Source organism: Priestia iocasae (assembly GCF_016909075.1).
In the GTDB taxonomy this organism is placed as follows: Bacteria; Bacillota; Bacilli; order Bacillales; family Bacillaceae_H; genus Priestia; species Priestia iocasae.
The window spans coordinates 658209-674208 of record NZ_JAFBFC010000001.1 but is presented as its reverse complement, the minus strand read 5'-3'; the positions used below and the strand labels follow the sequence as shown (position 1 = coordinate 674208).

Annotated in this window: 17 protein-coding genes; all 17 read right to left on the bottom strand. The window is 37.0% G+C overall.

Going from position 1 to position 16000, the window contains the following annotated elements; all coding sequences use genetic code 11:
* Positions 1–14: 14 nt before the first annotated feature.
* Positions 15–1175: an ADP-forming succinate--CoA ligase subunit beta gene (sucC, locus tag JOC83_RS03420; RefSeq protein ID WP_205183759.1), complete on the bottom strand. Its 1161-nt coding sequence runs from the start codon at positions 1173–1175 to the stop codon at positions 15–17.
* A gap of 166 nt (positions 1176–1341) precedes the next feature.
* Complete coding sequence (locus JOC83_RS03415; RefSeq protein ID WP_205183756.1) at positions 1342–2046, bottom strand: DUF554 domain-containing protein; 705 nt, start codon at positions 2044–2046, stop codon at positions 1342–1344.
* A 23-nt stretch (positions 2047–2069) separates the two neighbouring features.
* A complete protein-coding gene (locus JOC83_RS03410) occupies positions 2070–2342 on the bottom strand; it encodes an EscU/YscU/HrcU family type III secretion system export apparatus switch protein (RefSeq protein WP_205183753.1) in 273 nt (90 codons plus the stop codon).
* Positions 2339–4015, bottom strand: coding sequence for a hypothetical protein (locus tag JOC83_RS03405; protein ID WP_205183750.1), 1677 nt, complete (start codon positions 4013–4015; stop codon positions 2339–2341). Before JOC83_RS03405 ends, JOC83_RS03410 begins: the two co-directional genes overlap by 4 nt.
* Before the next feature lie 14 nt (positions 4016–4029).
* Complete coding sequence (locus tag JOC83_RS03400; protein WP_205183747.1) at positions 4030–4803, bottom strand: ribonuclease HII; 774 nt, start codon at positions 4801–4803, stop codon at positions 4030–4032.
* A gap of 174 nt (positions 4804–4977) precedes the next feature.
* Positions 4978–5850, bottom strand: coding sequence for a ribosome biogenesis GTPase YlqF (ylqF, locus tag JOC83_RS03395; RefSeq protein ID WP_205183744.1), 873 nt, complete (start codon positions 5848–5850; stop codon positions 4978–4980).
* A gap of 28 nt (positions 5851–5878) precedes the next feature.
* Positions 5879–6433, bottom strand: a complete 555-nt coding sequence (lepB, locus tag JOC83_RS03390; RefSeq protein ID WP_205183740.1) for a signal peptidase I — start codon at positions 6431–6433, stop codon at positions 5879–5881.
* 124 nt (positions 6434–6557) lie between these two features.
* Positions 6558–6902: a 50S ribosomal protein L19 gene (gene rplS / locus JOC83_RS03385; protein WP_205183737.1), complete on the bottom strand. Its 345-nt coding sequence runs from the start codon at positions 6900–6902 to the stop codon at positions 6558–6560.
* 182 nt (positions 6903–7084) lie between these two features.
* Positions 7085–7819 carry a tRNA (guanosine(37)-N1)-methyltransferase TrmD gene (trmD, locus tag JOC83_RS03380; protein WP_205183734.1) on the bottom strand — a complete coding sequence of 245 codons (735 nt, stop codon included), beginning with the start codon at positions 7817–7819 and terminating at the stop codon, positions 7085–7087.
* Positions 7819–8337: a ribosome maturation factor RimM gene (gene rimM, locus JOC83_RS03375; RefSeq protein ID WP_205183732.1), complete on the bottom strand. Its 519-nt coding sequence runs from the start codon at positions 8335–8337 to the stop codon at positions 7819–7821. Before rimM ends, trmD begins: the two co-directional genes overlap by 1 nt.
* A gap of 14 nt (positions 8338–8351) precedes the next feature.
* A complete protein-coding gene (locus JOC83_RS03370) occupies positions 8352–8735 on the bottom strand; it encodes a YlqD family protein (protein WP_205183730.1) in 384 nt (127 codons plus the stop codon).
* Positions 8736–8803: 68 nt separating this feature from the next.
* Positions 8804–9034 carry a KH domain-containing protein gene (locus tag JOC83_RS03365; protein ID WP_205183728.1) on the bottom strand — a complete coding sequence of 77 codons (231 nt, stop codon included), beginning with the start codon at positions 9032–9034 and terminating at the stop codon, positions 8804–8806.
* Between the two features lie 11 nt (positions 9035–9045).
* The gene (gene rpsP, locus JOC83_RS03360) at positions 9046–9318 is read right to left on the bottom strand and encodes a 30S ribosomal protein S16 (RefSeq protein ID WP_110112858.1); all 273 of its coding nucleotides are present in this window, start codon (positions 9316–9318) and stop codon (positions 9046–9048) included.
* 100 nt (positions 9319–9418) lie between these two features.
* Positions 9419–10762 carry a signal recognition particle protein gene (gene ffh / locus JOC83_RS03355; RefSeq protein WP_205183726.1) on the bottom strand — a complete coding sequence of 448 codons (1344 nt, stop codon included), beginning with the start codon at positions 10760–10762 and terminating at the stop codon, positions 9419–9421.
* A gap of 12 nt (positions 10763–10774) precedes the next feature.
* Positions 10775–11107, bottom strand: coding sequence for a putative DNA-binding protein (locus JOC83_RS03350; protein ID WP_205183724.1), 333 nt, complete (start codon positions 11105–11107; stop codon positions 10775–10777).
* A 250-nt stretch (positions 11108–11357) separates the two neighbouring features.
* The gene (gene ftsY, locus JOC83_RS03345; RefSeq protein WP_205183722.1) at positions 11358–12347 is read right to left on the bottom strand and encodes a signal recognition particle-docking protein FtsY; all 990 of its coding nucleotides are present in this window, start codon (positions 12345–12347) and stop codon (positions 11358–11360) included.
* A 28-nt stretch (positions 12348–12375) separates the two neighbouring features.
* The gene (gene smc / locus JOC83_RS03340) at positions 12376–15936 is read right to left on the bottom strand and encodes a chromosome segregation protein SMC (RefSeq protein WP_205183720.1); all 3561 of its coding nucleotides are present in this window, start codon (positions 15934–15936) and stop codon (positions 12376–12378) included.
* Positions 15937–16000 lie beyond the last annotated feature (64 nt).

The following is a 16000-nucleotide window of genomic DNA, read 5'->3' as shown; positions in this document are numbered from 1 at the left end:
ATCCCCCTGCCTTTCTACTTCACTAGTGAAACAATTTTTTGTGCACCGTCTGCCATAGACTCTGCAGCTGTAATATTAAGGCCAGATTCTTCTAAAATTTTCTTACCAAGATCAACGTTTGTTCCTTCTAAACGTACAACTAGTGGTAAGTTTAAGCCTACTTGTTTCGTTGCTTCTACTACACCTGAAGCAATAACATCACACTTCATAATACCACCAAAAATATTAACGAAAATACCTTTTACGCTTTGGTCAGATAAAATGATTTTAAAGGCTTCTGTTACTTTCTCTGCTGTTGCACCGCCTCCTACATCTAGGAAGTTTGCCGGTTCGCCGCCGTAGTGCTTAATAATATCCATCGTAGCCATCGCAAGACCTGCACCATTAACCATGCAACCAATATTTCCATCTAATGAAATATAGCTTAAGTCATATTTAGACGCTTCAATCTCTTTTGCATCTTCTTCTTCTAAATCGCGATATTCTAAAACGTCCTTTTGACGATATAAAGCATTTGAATCAAAGTTTAATTTTGCATCAAGCGCCATTACATTTCCGTCACCTGTTACAACAAGCGGGTTAATTTCAGCAATTGAACAATCCTTTTCCACAAACGCTGTGTATAAGCCCATCATGAATTTAACTGCTTTTCCAACAAGCTCTCTTGGGATATTAATATTAAATGCTAAACGACGAGCTTGAAAACCTTGTAAACCGATAGCTGGATCTACATACTCTTTAAAGATCTTTTCAGGTGTTTTTTCAGCTACCTCTTCAATTTCTGTTCCACCTTCTTCTGAGCCCATTAATACAACTTGAGAAGTGGCACGATCCAATACTAATCCAATGTAATACTCTTTTTTAATATCGCAACCTTCTTCAACAAGTAAGCGTTTTACTTCTTTTCCTTCAGGACCTGTTTGGTGTGTAATAAGCGTTTTACCTAAAATCTCTTCTGCATATGTACGTACTTCTTCTATGCTTTTCGCTACTTTCACGCCACCTGCTTTACCGCGACCCCCTGCGTGAATTTGCGCTTTAACTACCGTCACTGTAGAACCTAACTCTTTTGCTGCTTCAACTGCTTCTTCAACTGTAAATGCTACACGACCGTTTGGAACAGCAACCCCATATTTTCTGAGGACCTCTTTCCCTTGATACTCATGGATATTCATTTCCCATCCTCCTATCATATGTAAACAGATAAAATAGACTGCGCTTTCATTGTATAAGAACAATTGTCTAATTGTCTACTATTCTACAAAAAAATATAAAGATTCTGAGAAAATACTTATAACGATACGTCTTTTTTGTGAAAATTACACAAATCTCCTAACTATTTTATAAGAATCTGTACAAAAGAGCAGTAAGAATAGCAACAACTAAGATAGCTGGAAGTAAATTCGCTACTCTAATAGCTGTTATTCCTAGAAGATTCAAGCCGATAGCAACAATCATTAATCCTCCTGTTGCTGTCATTTCTAAAATAAATGAATCCATTAACTGAGCAGGAATCCACTTTTCAATTTGCGTGGCAAAAAGAGCGATAGATCCTTCGTATAAAACAACAGGAATAAACGAAAATAACACACCAATTCCTAATGTCGTAGCTAATATAAGACTTGTAAACCCATCAATGATGGACTTTGTATAGAGTACACTGTGATTGCCTCGAATTCCGCTATCTAAGGCTCCTATAATAGCCATCGCACCTATAACAAAGATTAACGTAGCCGTCACAAAACCTTTTGCAACCCCTCCTCCTTCTGATGTACCAACTTTTTCTTCTAACCAATTCCCCACTTTGTTTAAAGCTTTATCAATGTCCAACCATTCACCAATAACGGCCCCAATAACCAAGCTAAAAATGACAATTAAAAACTGTTCACTTTTTAGGCCCATTTGAATTCCTAATATAGTAACAGATAAACCGATTCCCATCATTACTGTTTCTTTTATTCTATCTGGAATACGACTTAGAAACCTCCCAATAAGTGTACCACCGATAATACATAGACCATTAACAATTGCACCTAGTAAAGCCATACTGTCCTCCCTATCTAAAACCTTTATTTCATTCGTTGATCAATCTTATACACAAATGCAAAAATCTCCGCCACTGCTTGATAAAGTTCTTCTGGAATCTTTTCGTTAATGGTAAGTTGACCGAGTAATTCTACTAATGTGGCGTCTTCTTGAAGGGGTACACCATGCTCTTTTGCTTCACTAATGATGTTATCTGCTACAAATCCTTTTCCTTTTGCCACAACTTGAGGTGCTCCATCTTTCAATGGCTCATACGATAGCGCAACAGCCTCTTTACGTTTAATCTCTCTTGTCATATACGGATGTCTAACCCTCCTTCATAAGAATGCGATGTTTTTATAGCTGACTGATGATGTTTAACCTGCTTTTTCATTGTTCCTAACACTTTCACTTCTGATAATTTATATTGAAGCTCATTAAGTCCGCTTTGTAATGTGGCTTTCATCGCCTCTGCTAAAGGCGATACTTTGTCAACTGCTTCATTGATGATATGAACAGTAACAATTCGATTTTGTACAGTCACATCAATAACAGTTTCTTTCATTTCATCTAAACAGAGATAAAATAAAATATGACAATAGTTTGAATCAATTTGGCCGTTCTCTTTCTTTCGTCCATTCCATTGTATGGTCACGTCTTTTAAGCCTTGTCCAATATGAAGAGGCATTTGCATATAAATTGTTGTGAGAGGTCCTTGGTCTTGATTTAACAATTGAATTCCTGTTAACTTATGAACAAGCTGTTCAACTACTTCCAACGTTGGCGAAGGTGGTAAGGTCTGTTGAGCTTGTAATAATAAGCTTTTTAACGATTGTGTGTGTTCTTGATGATCTTTTAAAGAAGCGACCACATTCACTTCATGCTGCAATCCTAACGATTCAATTACTTGCATAATTGCTTTATAAAACATTGAATGTGCGCTTCGCTTTTCGGATTGAGTAAGTAAAAGAGATTGTTGCTCATTCGTAAAAATGGTTTTTCCTAGCTGTTCCAATTTACTTTCAATGTCAATTTCTTCTATCGCTCCATCTTTTACATAAAAAGACGCTACCATTTCTTTCAATGCTGCTGAAAGTGAATAGCCCCCTTGCCCTTGAATAGCATTTTTTTGGCTAAATAACACGTCATATAAATTCTGGTTATTACTAGAACCCTCAATGTTAAAATAACGCATTAGATGCGCTAAGGCTCTTTGTTCGGACATCTCTTTTGGAATAACATGTGACTGCCTCATCATAGAAAAAGCCTGGTTTTCCTGCTGATTATTAGTATGAGTAGTCGATAACCATGTTTTAACTAAAGACGCAAGTCTATCCTCGCCTTCACGAACGGAAAAAGGCTGTGTTAAGGTCGCAATCATTTTTTGTAAAGGAATTGCTTCTTGTACATTATTTTGCACTAAGAGCTGTTGAAGCTTTACAAGGTCAGCTGATAAATGAGAACCCTTTTGAATAGCTGAAACGGCTTGAAACGTTTCATTCGTAATGGGTAGTTTCATTTCAATTAGCTTTTCTACAACTTGTTTGTCTTGTGCTGACAGTTTTTTATCTATAAAAAGGTTACTTAGATCTACTACCTTTTGCTTTGAAAGAGGTAACCCTTTTTCGGTTAGGAAAGAAACCAACTCCTTATTCCCTCTAGTAGCCGGTAGTTGTAATTCTCTTAATAACTCTACTTGTTGCTTATCTAGTTCGTTCCCATTAGGAGAGGGACCTACATGTGAAAGTACTTTTAAGTGAGGACCACTCAATGTTGTTCCCTTTACCTCAAACCAATATTGCTGTTGAACAGATAACGCCGTTTCTAACTTAGCAACTAGAGACATGTCATTGATATGTACTAGAGCCGTATGATTCGAGAATAGTTTGACGATTTTCCCTTGCACGAAATCGCCCTTTGTTAAGTGAACATTTTTACTTTGCTTCATCACTTCTTCCTGAAAAAAATGCTGAAAAGATGAAACAATCATTACACTTCTCTCCTTTACTTTATAAATCGATCTTTAATAGGGGCAAATGACTTACGATGCTGTTCTAATACACCGTGCGTATCGATTGCTTCTAGATGTTGACTTGTTCCATAGCCCATGTGCTTTTCAAATCCGTACGCAGGATACTTTTCTCCTAGCTCTTTCATCATACGATCTCTCGTTACTTTCGCAATAATAGAGCTTGCAGCAATGGAAATACTTGTTGCATCTCCTTTAATAATTGATACTTGAGGGATGTTCACATTTGGTAACTTCATGGCATCAATCAATAAATATTGAGGAGAAAAAGATAATGTTTCAACAGCTTGTTGCATCGCTTTTTTTGTTGCCTCATAAATATTAATTTCATCAATAATAGAAGCTTCAATAATGCCGATTCCAACAGCCATTGCTTTATTCATAATTGTCTCATAGTACGCTTCTCTTTTTTGTTCAGACACCTTTTTAGAATCTGTTAAGCCTGGCAAATAAAAGTCTTTTGGTAAAATAACAGCGGCAGCTACTACAGGTCCTGCTAATGGTCCTCGACCTACTTCATCTACGCCAGCAATCCATTCAATTCCTTTTGTGTATAATTCGTTTTCATAACGAAGCATTTCGTGAAATTGAGCATGTAATGTCTCTTCTGTTTCAAATTGTTTGAGTTTTTGCTTTAGCAGCTGTTGTACTCCTTTTCGTTCATCTTGCTCGCACTCTTTAAAAAAGGCATCTTCTGTAGAGTTTACGTCATGTAACATTTGCTTAATTTCTTTTATTGTTCGTTTCATACTGCTTCTCACCTTTATCTAAATTTTATATCGTCGGCTTTTCTTCCTTTGTTATCTCAATCAAAATAATTTTTTTGAAGTAGAACCAAAAATATATTTCACGCAAAATGGACCGCCAACTAAAATCCTTGATTGTTCTGGATTTATGTGACGGTCCATTTAATTTAATCACGTTCATTCACTAACTTTCTCATTAAACTCTTGTGGAAAGTCAAACGTAAAGGTTCCAATTTTATCGGTACGTAACTCTCGTAAAATAAGTTCTGCGGTCTTATCGTAATCAATAAGCCCTCCTGGCATTAAACAACCTCTCTTTGTGCCAATTGCATCAAATAGGTCAACAATCTCTTCAGGGATATTTTCTAGCCCATAGCGTGCTTTTAATGCTTCTGGATAATGCTCTGTTAAAAACCTTAATGCATAGACTGCAATATCTTGTAAGTTAATAATGGTATCTTTGATTGCGCCTGTTGTTGCTAGTTTATAACCAACAATCGGATCTTCAAATTTTGGCCATAAAATCCCTGGAGTATCTAGTAATTCAAGCTCTTTCCCAACTTTAATCCATTGTTGTGCTTGCGTTATACCTGGGCGATCTCCTGTTTTAGCAATTTTTTTGCTTGCCAAGCGATTAATCAATGTCGATTTTCCAACATTAGGAATACCTACAATCATTGCTCGAATTGCACGTGGTTTAACAATTCCTTTTGCTTTCATACGATCAAATTTTTCTTTTAACAATTCGTTTGAAGCTGATACAATTTGTTTCATTCCTTTACCAGCTTGTGCATCAATTGCAATTGCTCGTATACCCTTCTCACGATAATAAGATAGCCATTGTTCAGTTACACGAGGATCTGCTTTATCTACTTTGTTCAACAGAACAAGACGTGGCTTATTCGAAATAATTTCATCAATCATGGGGTTTCTTGATGATTGTGGTATACGTGCATCTACTAACTCATATACAATATCAATTAATTTTAATTTTTCCGTGACTTGTCTTCTGGCTTTAGCCATATGTCCCGGAAACCATTGAATGGTCATGGTCTTTCACCTACTTAATTCTCTCTAATCAATCCGCAATACGAGCCTCTTTAATAGGCCAGTATACGGTGTTTGTTTCTCCTAATACGCGATCCATTTCAATAAAGCCTATTTGACGGCTATCTTTACTATAGCGACGATTATCTCCCATCACAAATATATGATTCTCAGGAACAACCGCTTGTCCGCCTGTAATGTCTTCTAGCTTAAAGTCTTGCGTTAAGCTACCGTCAATGATTTCACTTTTATACTGTTCTAAGTACGGTTCATCATACGGCTTACCGTTTATATATAACACATCATCTTTGTATTCAATATGATCTCCTGGTAAACCAATAATACGCTTTATGTAATCTTTGTCTTCTGTTGCATGAAACACAACGATATCAAAGCGCTCGGGCTCTCCAATTTTATAGGAAAGTTTATTGACAATCATACGGTTTTGATCATGTAGGGTAGGCATCATTGATAGTCCATCTACAACAATCGGCGCAAATAAAAAATAGCGAATGACAGCAGCTAATAAAACAGCAATTACAATAGCTTTTAACCATTCCCATAGCTCACTTTTTTCACGGGCCATTCTCAGTCCCCCAACCTTTATATACTGCCTAACATACTTTATTTTAAATGATTAGGCACTATTTTCATAATGAAAATCATTTTGAATTTGAAAAAAGGAGCTTGTTAAACAAGCTCCCTCATCATTATCGAATCTCTTTAATACGCGCAGCTTTACCGCGAAGAGCACGTAGGTAGTAAAGTTTCGCACGGCGTACTTTACCACGACGCATAACTTCGATTTTTGCAATTTTTGGCGTGTGAAGTGGGAATGTACGCTCAACACCAACACCGTAAGATACCTTACGAACTGTGAATGTTTCGCTAATACCACCACCACGACGCTTAATAACAACACCTTCGAATACCTGAATACGTTCACGGTTACCCTCAACGATGTTTACATGTACACGTACAGTATCACCTGGGCGGAACTCAGGAAGGTCTGTTTTTAATTGTTCTTTTGTGATTTCTTCGATTAATTTTTGCATCGCGTGTTTCAACTCCTTCCAACAGATGCTCTTATCAATGCTATTTAAATCATTGCAGCGGAACATCGTTTTAACAGGCATGGGCATATCCTGCCTTAGCCACAAGGAATATCTTAGCACAATCTAAAGGTATATGCAAGATAAGATAAATATTTTTTATTGTGAGAAAAATAGAATTCTATTTACTTTTCCTCGTTTTTAACCTCTGCTAATAATCTTTGTTGCTCGGTTGTCAGCTCTATTTTTTCGAGCATATCCGGTCGTCGAGTGAGCGTTCTTTTGAGCGTTTCACGTTCACGCCATCGTTCAATTTTTTGATGATCACCAGACATCAACACATCAGGTACCTTCATCCCTCTAAAGTCTGCTGGTCTCGTATAGTGAGGGTGTTCGAGTAAACCTGTGCTATGCGAATCTTTCACTGCTGATACATCATTACCAAGGACTCCAGGAAGCAATCGAACGACACTATCAATGACAACCATCGCACCTAATTCTCCACCGGTAAGAACGAAGTCACCAATGGAAATTTCGTCTGTGACAACATGCTCTCGAATTCGCTCATCATATCCTTCATAATGACCACAAATAAAAATAAGGTGTTCTTCTTTTGCTAACTCTTCTGCTTTGGGTTGTGTGTACTTTTCTCCTTGCGGACATAATAAAATTACACGAGCTTGCTTCGACTCTTTTGTTAAATCAGCTACAGCATCAAAAATAGGCTGTGGCTTTAAAACCATACCAGCACCACCACCATAAGGGTAGTCATCCACGGTTTGATGTTTATTATCTGAATACTGACGGAAATTGATGACGTTGAATTGAACGGCTTCTTTCTCTTGCGCTTTCTTTAAAATCGATTCACCGAATACCCCTTCAAACATCGGAGGAAATAATGACAGCACATCAATCTTCATTAGTCTAATAACCCTTCCATTACACGGATTTTCACAACCTGATTGGCAATATCTACTGATTGAACAATCTCATCAATATAAGGAATAAGCACTTCTTTCTTTCCTTTTCGCTGAATTACCCAAACATCATTCGCACCAGGTGTTAAAATTTCTTTGATTTTACCAATTTCTTCTCCATCTTCTGTCACTACTTGGCAGCCAATAATTTCATGAAAGTAAAACTCTCCTTCATTTAGCTCACCAAGTTGGTCTTCTTGCACTTTTAGTAAGCTATTTTTAAATTGTTCCACATCATTAACATTGTCATAACCTTCAAACGTAAGAAGGTCAAATGACTTATGCTGACGGTGACTAGCCACCTTCACTTCGATGCCTTCGTCACTATTTTCTTTAAATATGTATAGCGTATTTCCAACCTTATATCGCTCATCAATAAAGTCTGTACGAGATACGACACGCACCTCTCCTTTAACACCATGTGTATTTACAATCTTCCCAACATTAAACCACTTTTCCATAAACCCATTCACCTCTATCTAATATCTATTACAATTCCATCTTTAAGAACGATTGTTTTCGTTTGCTGAACCTTATTCCATTCATCACCAACATGAACTTCAATAAGACCCTCTACTTCCTTTTCAACCAACTCACTACCTATTGTTAGTTTATCTAATTGTTCAATTTGAAAATCAAGAACTTGAATCTTTTCTAAACGGTTTTCTTTTTCTTTATTAAATTGAGAAAGGAGTAAAGAGGAAGATTTCTTTATTCTTTCTGTTTGTTTAAATTGAAACGTTAACTGATCAATTTCTTTTTGAAGTTGTAACTTACGTTCTCGAAAGCGCTCATACAAATCTTGCTTACTCGTTTCCGTTAACACTTGCTTGACGACGACTCGCTGTAAAATATACACCAGCATCCCTCCTATTGTTTAGTATATAAAATAACACAAAAAAAGGGGAGGTTAGCCCTCTCCCTTTTTTATTCGTGTATTTCTACATACACTTTCTTATCATACTGAGATGCTGCTGTATAGACAACAGTTCGAATTGCTTTTGCAACGCGACCTTGTTTTCCAATGATTTTTCCAACGTCTTCTGGATGAACTTTTATGACATATGTCAATTTTGTTTCCTCAGAATTCTCTTGAATCATCACATCTTCTGGATAATCAACAAGCGCTTTTACAATCGTTTCGATTAAAGATGTCATCTCAGGCTAGATTATTTACCTAATTTAGCGTTATGGAATTTCTCCATGATGCCTTCTTTAGAGAAAAGGTTACGAACTGTATCAGATGGTTTTGCACCGTCTTGTAACCATTTAAGAGCTAATTCTTCATTGATTTTCACTTCAGCTGGTTGAGCTACTGGATTGTAAGTTCCAACTGTTTCAATGAAACGTCCATCACGTGGTGAACGAGAATCTGCTACTACAATACGATAAAAAGGAGATTTTTTTGCTCCCATGCGTTTTAAACGAATTTTTACTGCCATTTTTAAAGCACCTCCGAATATGTTTCAACAAGATAATATAATAACAAAAAGATTAATTGGTTGTAAAGGTTTTTTTCTTAACAGTGGAAAATTATTTTCGTTAAGATAAAAACGGAAACTTCATTCCCTTTTTCTTACCTTTTGACATGCTTGTCATTTGCTTCATCATTTTCTTCATATCTTCAAACTGTTTTAAGAGGCGATTAACCTCTTGAACAGATCGACCGCTACCTTTTGCAATACGCTTTTTACGGCTAGCATTTATGATATCTGGATGATCTTTTTCTTCTTTTGTCATGGACTGAATAATCGCTTCCACATGACTGATTTGTTTTTCATCTACTTGTAAATTTTTTAGGCCTTTAACTTTATTAGCACCTGGAAGCATGCCAATTAATTCATCAAGTGGACCCATTTTACGTACTTGTCCAAGCTGTTCTAGGAAATCATCAAATGTAAAAGAAAGCGTACGGAGCTTTGCTTCTAGCTCTTTTGCCTTTTCTTCATCAACATTTGCTTGAGCTTTTTCAATAAGTGACAATACATCACCCATTCCTAGAATACGAGATGCCATACGTTCAGGATGGAACGCTTCTAATGCATCCAGCTTTTCTCCAAGACCAACAAATTTAATTGGTGTGTTTGTGACAGAACGAATAGAAAGTGCCGCACCACCACGAGTATCACCATCAAGTTTCGTTAAAACAACACCTGTTAAACCAAGCTGTTTATTAAAGCTGTCAGCCACATTTACTGCATCTTGTCCTGTCATTGCATCAACAACAAGGAAAATTTCATCTGGATTTGACAACTCTTTTATTTGTTGTAGCTCATCCATTAAATTTTCATCAATATGCAAGCGACCCGCTGTATCAATTAACACATAGTCATGATGCTCTGCTTTTGCATGCGCAATGGCTTGCTTGGCAATCTCAACAGGACTAACTTGGTCACCTAGTGAAAAGACAGGCATGCTCAACTGTTTTCCAAGCGTTTCCAACTGTTTAATAGCGGCCGGACGATAAATATCCCCTGCTACAAGCAATGGATTACGATTGTACTTTTTGCGCAATAAATTGGCTAATTTACCAGTTGTCGTTGTTTTACCCGCACCTTGTAAACCTACCATCATAATGACGGTCGGCGGTCGGTTTGATACCGCAATTTTACTTTGCTCTCCACCCATCAGCGCTGTTAACTCTTCTTGTACCACCTTAACAACTTGCTGACCAGGTGTTAAGCTTTTTAACACTTCTTGTCCTACTGCACGTTCACTTACGCGCTTTACAAAGTCCTTTACAACTTTAAAGTTTACATCCGCCTCAAGTAGGGCAAGTCGCACTTCACGCATCATTTCTTTTACGTCAGCTTCTGTTACTTTCCCTTTACCTTTTAGCTTTTGCATTGTACTTTGTAAACGGTCGGCTAACCCTTCAAATGCCATGTATGCCGCCCCCTAATCTAATTTCTCAAGCGAATTTAGAAGAGTAGAAAGCTTGTCATTATGTTTGAGATCGGGTTCAAGCTCAGCTTTCAATTGTTGAACAATTGATTGTCGCTCTTGAAATCGTTCTAATAACAACAGCTTTTCCTCATATTGTTCAAGCATTTGCTCTGTACGTTTAATATTATCATAAACTGCTTGACGACTCACATCAAATTCTTCTGCTATTTCACCTAGAGAATAGTCATCTAAATAGTAAAGTGACATGTAACTTCTTTGCTTTGGTGTTAATAAAGCTTGGTAGAAGTCATATAAATAGTTCATTCTTGTCGTTTTTTCAAGCATAAGACTACCCCCTTGTTAAGTGAAAAGCCTTTACAACATAACAGTCTACAGAGAAGCCAAATGAATGTCAAGTTTTTTTCTTAACACCATAAAAAATGCATTAATTTTAAAAGTCACTGCCACTAAAAAATGATACATAAACAGAACAACCCTTGCCCCTCTATCCATTGATACGGCTAGATTATAGAGACAAGGGTGTGCTGGCACGCTAAGTCAAATAGGATGTTTTCTATTTAACTCCGTTTACCTATTATTCTACTTCCTCTTCCACTTGATTAGCAAATAAGCCATAAACATACTGCTCTGTCTGGAACTGTTGCAAGTCGTCCATTTTCTCTCCAAGACCTACAAATTTAACAGGTAAATTCAACTCATTGCGGATTGCGATTACAATTCCACCTTTTGCTGTTCCATCTAGCTTCGTTAAGACAATTCCAGTAACATCTGTCGTTTCGGAGAACGTTTTTGCTTGACTTAAAGCGTTTTGACCTGTTGTAGCATCGAGTACAAGTAACACTTCATGAGGAGCGCCAGGTACTTCACGTTCAATAACACGCTTTACCTTTTCCAGCTCTTTCATAAGGTTTACTTTATTTTGAAGGCGACCAGCTGTATCACATAATAGAACATCAGCCTTTCGAGCTTTCGCCGCTTGAACAGCATCGTACATCACAGCTGCTGGATCTGACCCTGCTGATTGTTTAATAACACTAACACCAACACGATCTCCCCAAACTTCTAGCTGCTCAATCGCACCCGCACGGAACGTATCTCCCGCTGCCATTACAACCGATTTTCCTTCTTGTTTATATTTATGTGCCAACTTACCGATAGTTGTCGTTTTACCTACTCCATTCACACCAACAAATAGAATGACCGTTAGTCCATCCTTTTGAATGTTCACTTCAGATAAATGCTCTTGACCACTTTCATAAATCTCAATTAATTTCTCTGAAATAACATCTTGCACTTCTTTTGGATCTTGGATATTGCGGCGCTTTACTTCCATTTTTAATTCATCAATCAGTTCCATGACAGTTGATACACCAACATCCGCACTAATGAGAATTTCTTCTAGCTCTTCAAAAAAGTCTTCGTCTACTTTTCGATAACGAGCTACAAGGTCATTTACTTTTCCTGAAAAAGATTCACGCGTTTTCGTCATACCATCTTTAAATTTTTTTGTAGCTGAGTCTGTTTGTTCAGTCAACTTTTCTTTTAACCGTTTGAAAAAACTCATTCGTTTATACCTACTTTCTCTTCCTTCATTAAGCGTATTGTTTTGAATCTTCAAGCCTCACTGATACAAGCTTAGATACACCTGATTCTTGCATTGTCACACCATATAACACGTCTGCTTCTTCCATTGTCCCTTTACGATGTGTAATCACAATAAATTGCGTTTCATGACTAAATTTCTTTAAGTATGTAGAAAAGCGTTGTACATTTGCTTCGTCTAATGCTGCTTCTACTTCATCTAAAACACAAAATGGAACTGGACGTACTTTTAAAATAGAAAATAACAATGCAATCGCAGTCAATGAACGTTCTCCACCAGAAAGCAAACCAAGATTTTGAAGCTTTTTCCCTGGTGGCTGCGCCACGATATCTACACCTGTATTTAATAAATCTTTTGGATTTGTTAATTGAAGGTCTGCTTTCCCGCCACCAAATAGCGACTTAAACACTTCATCAAATTCTTCGCGAATACGATAAAAAGTTTGAGAGAAACGTTTCTTCATTTCTTCATCCATTTCCTCAATCACTTGATACAGTGTATTTTTCGCTTCTGATAAGTCACTTTGCTGAGAGCTTAAGAAATCATAGCGTTCTGAAATTCGACTATACTCGTCAATTGCACCTAGATTGACAGTGCCTAACTCTTCAATAGCCATTTTCACAAGCTTTATTTTTTTGCGTGTTTCATCTATTGGCATTATTAAAGAATGCGCTTCTTTAGCAGCTTCAAAGCTGAGTGAATACTCTTCACTTAGCTGTTGAAGTCGATTGTCAAGCGCGACTTCAAGACGATTAATTTTCACTTCTTCATCTTTTAATGCATCGGAAACCTGCTTGTGTTGTCGTTGTAATTCTTTTAACTCTCTCTCTTCTTCTTCGAGCTTATTTTGACGCTTCAATCGTTCTGCTCTTTGTTCATCTGTTTGTTGAAGGGCATCATTTTTCTCTTTTAACTTTCGTTGAGCAGCTTCCTCTAGTTGAAGCTCGCCAGAATCATTCGATCCCATTTCATTTGTTAAGAAAGATAAATCCTCTTGAACTTCTGCTAAACGTACTTTCGTTTGTTCCAATTCAAAGGTAATACGATTAAATTTCTCCCGCTGGTTCGTCAAAGATTGCTCTCGTCCCGCCAACTCTATTTTGATCTCTGTTAATTCCGATTGAACTGTTTCTTTTGAAAGTTGTTGTGAATTTTTTTGAGCTGTCACAGCTTCAATTTCCTTCTCAAGCTTTTCAAGAGTACTTGTACTAGTGGTAACGATTTGTTTAAGCATTGCTATACGATCTGCAATGCGATTTTGATCTGCAACAAAACTAGCAATATCATGATCATACATCGTTAATCGATCGTTGACTGCTTTTTCTTCGATATCTAATTCACGAATGTCATGATTGATTTGTTGTCCAGTTTCTTTTAACTGAGCAACCTCTTCAGATCCTTGCGCTAAGTCACTTTCAAGTGAATGAATCGCTTGCTTCATCTCTTTTACTTCTTGTTCAAGATTTTCAGTCTTCTCTTCCATCTCTTGTAGCTTTACAGTTATCGTTTCTAACTCTCTTTGACGTCCTAAGAGGGAATTCGTTTTTTGCTTAATAGATCCCCCTGTCATTGATCCACCTGGATTTACAACGTCTCCTTCAAGCGTGACAAAACGATATCGCTGACCTGTTTGTCTAGCAAGCTCATTAGCACCTTTTAAGTCTTGCACAATAATAACGGTACCTAGCAAGTTACTAATTACCCGACTATACCTTTTATCGTGCTCAATTAAATCACTTGCTACGCCAATAAATGATAAATGTTGCTTCAAAGTATGATGTACATGACCAGGAAGCTGCCTTTCTGTTACCGATGTTAACGGTAAAAATGTGGCTCTTCCGTTTCCACTTTGCTTTAAAAAAGCAATTGCACTACGGGCGCTCTTATCATCTTCTACAACGATATGTTGAGTCGCTCCTCCAAGTGCAATTTCAAGTGCTGTTTCATATTGTTTTGGAACGTGAATAAGTTCAGCAATGGCCCCTTCAATACCGACTAACTTTGATCCTCTTGCTTTTAATACTTCTTTTACACCTTGAAAATATCCAGCATAATCATCTTGCATGTCTTCAAGCATTTCTTTGCGGGACTTTGTTTGTTGAACAAATTGATAAGCTTGATAGAGATTCGATTCTTTCTTTTGATAGCTTTGCTTTAACGACTCTAACGTTCCTTTTCTCTTTTGTCCCGCTGCAACGGCCTCATTTAATTGTTCACGAAGCTGTGAAAGCTTTGCTGTTAGTGCTTCTTTCCTTTGCTTAATGTCTTCACGTTCACTAATGTATTGTTCATTCGTTTGTGTTAGTCGATTTTGTTTCTCCACCGTCTGTTGATGTTGTTGCTCTAGAAAGACCATTTCATTTCGAGATGACGTTTGTTCATTTAACAACTCAAAATACTCACTTTTTAATTGCTCAAGTTTTTCACTAAGATTTTCACTATATTGAATGAACAAACGTTGCTTTTCTTCTAGGGCAACCTTCATCTCTTTTACTGTTTGTTCCAATTTTTGCAAACGGTTTTCTTCTTTTACACGCAAACCCGTTAACTCTGTTATTTTTTGTTTGTACTCTTCCACTAGTCTTTCTAGCTGCTGTTTATTTTGAGAGGCATTTTTCTTACGCTCTTTTAAAACTTCTTTTCTTCCTTCTAACTTTTCTAATTCTTCGCTTGTAACAAGCAAGTGTTTATGAAGGATTTCTAATGATTCATCGATCTTTTGAATGTTTGTTCGCTGATGATGAATATTTGTCTCACGATTAGTAGTTTGTTCAGATAGATGGGCTTCTAGCTTTTGATGCTCAGAAAACTGCTCCTTGAGAGCTTCCCATTGTGCATGCAGATCTTCAATTTCATATACAATAACAGCTACATCCATCTTCTTTAGTTCTTCTTTTTTCTCTAAATAATCTTTCGCAATGGAGGATTGAATTTTTAAAGGCTCTAATTGCCCTTCAATCTCATGCAAAATATCAACAACTCGATTCAAGTTTTCTTGTGTTTCAAGTAACTTTAACTCTGCTTTTCTCTTTCTGGTTTTATATTTCAAAACACCCGCTGCTTCTTCAAAGATTTTTCTTCGCTCTTCTGGTTTACTACTTAAGATCTCCTCAACTTTCCCTTGACTAATAATAGAAAAAGCTTCTCGACCTAAACCAGAATCCATAAATAAATCGATGATATCTTTTAAACGACATGCTTGATTATTGATAAGAAATTCACTATCACCAGAACGATAGACTCTTCTTGTAATGCTAACTTCGTGGAAATCTAAAGGTAAAAAATGATCATTATTTTCTAATGTTAACGTTACTTCTGCTATATTTAATGCTTTACGTGTATCACTTCCTGCAAAAATAATATCTTCCATTTTTGCACCTCGAAGTGATTTAGCGGACTGCTCCCCTAAGACCCAACGAATAGCATCTGTAATGTTACTTTTTCCGCTTCCATTCGGTCCTACTACTGCTGTTACACCCGTCACAAAGTCAATTGATACTTTTTCTGCAAACGATTTAAAACCTACTACATCTAACCGTTTGAGGAACATTAAGATTCCCCCTCACAATTCTTCTAATATTTATTTTACTTCCTATTAATCGCTATCAATGGAA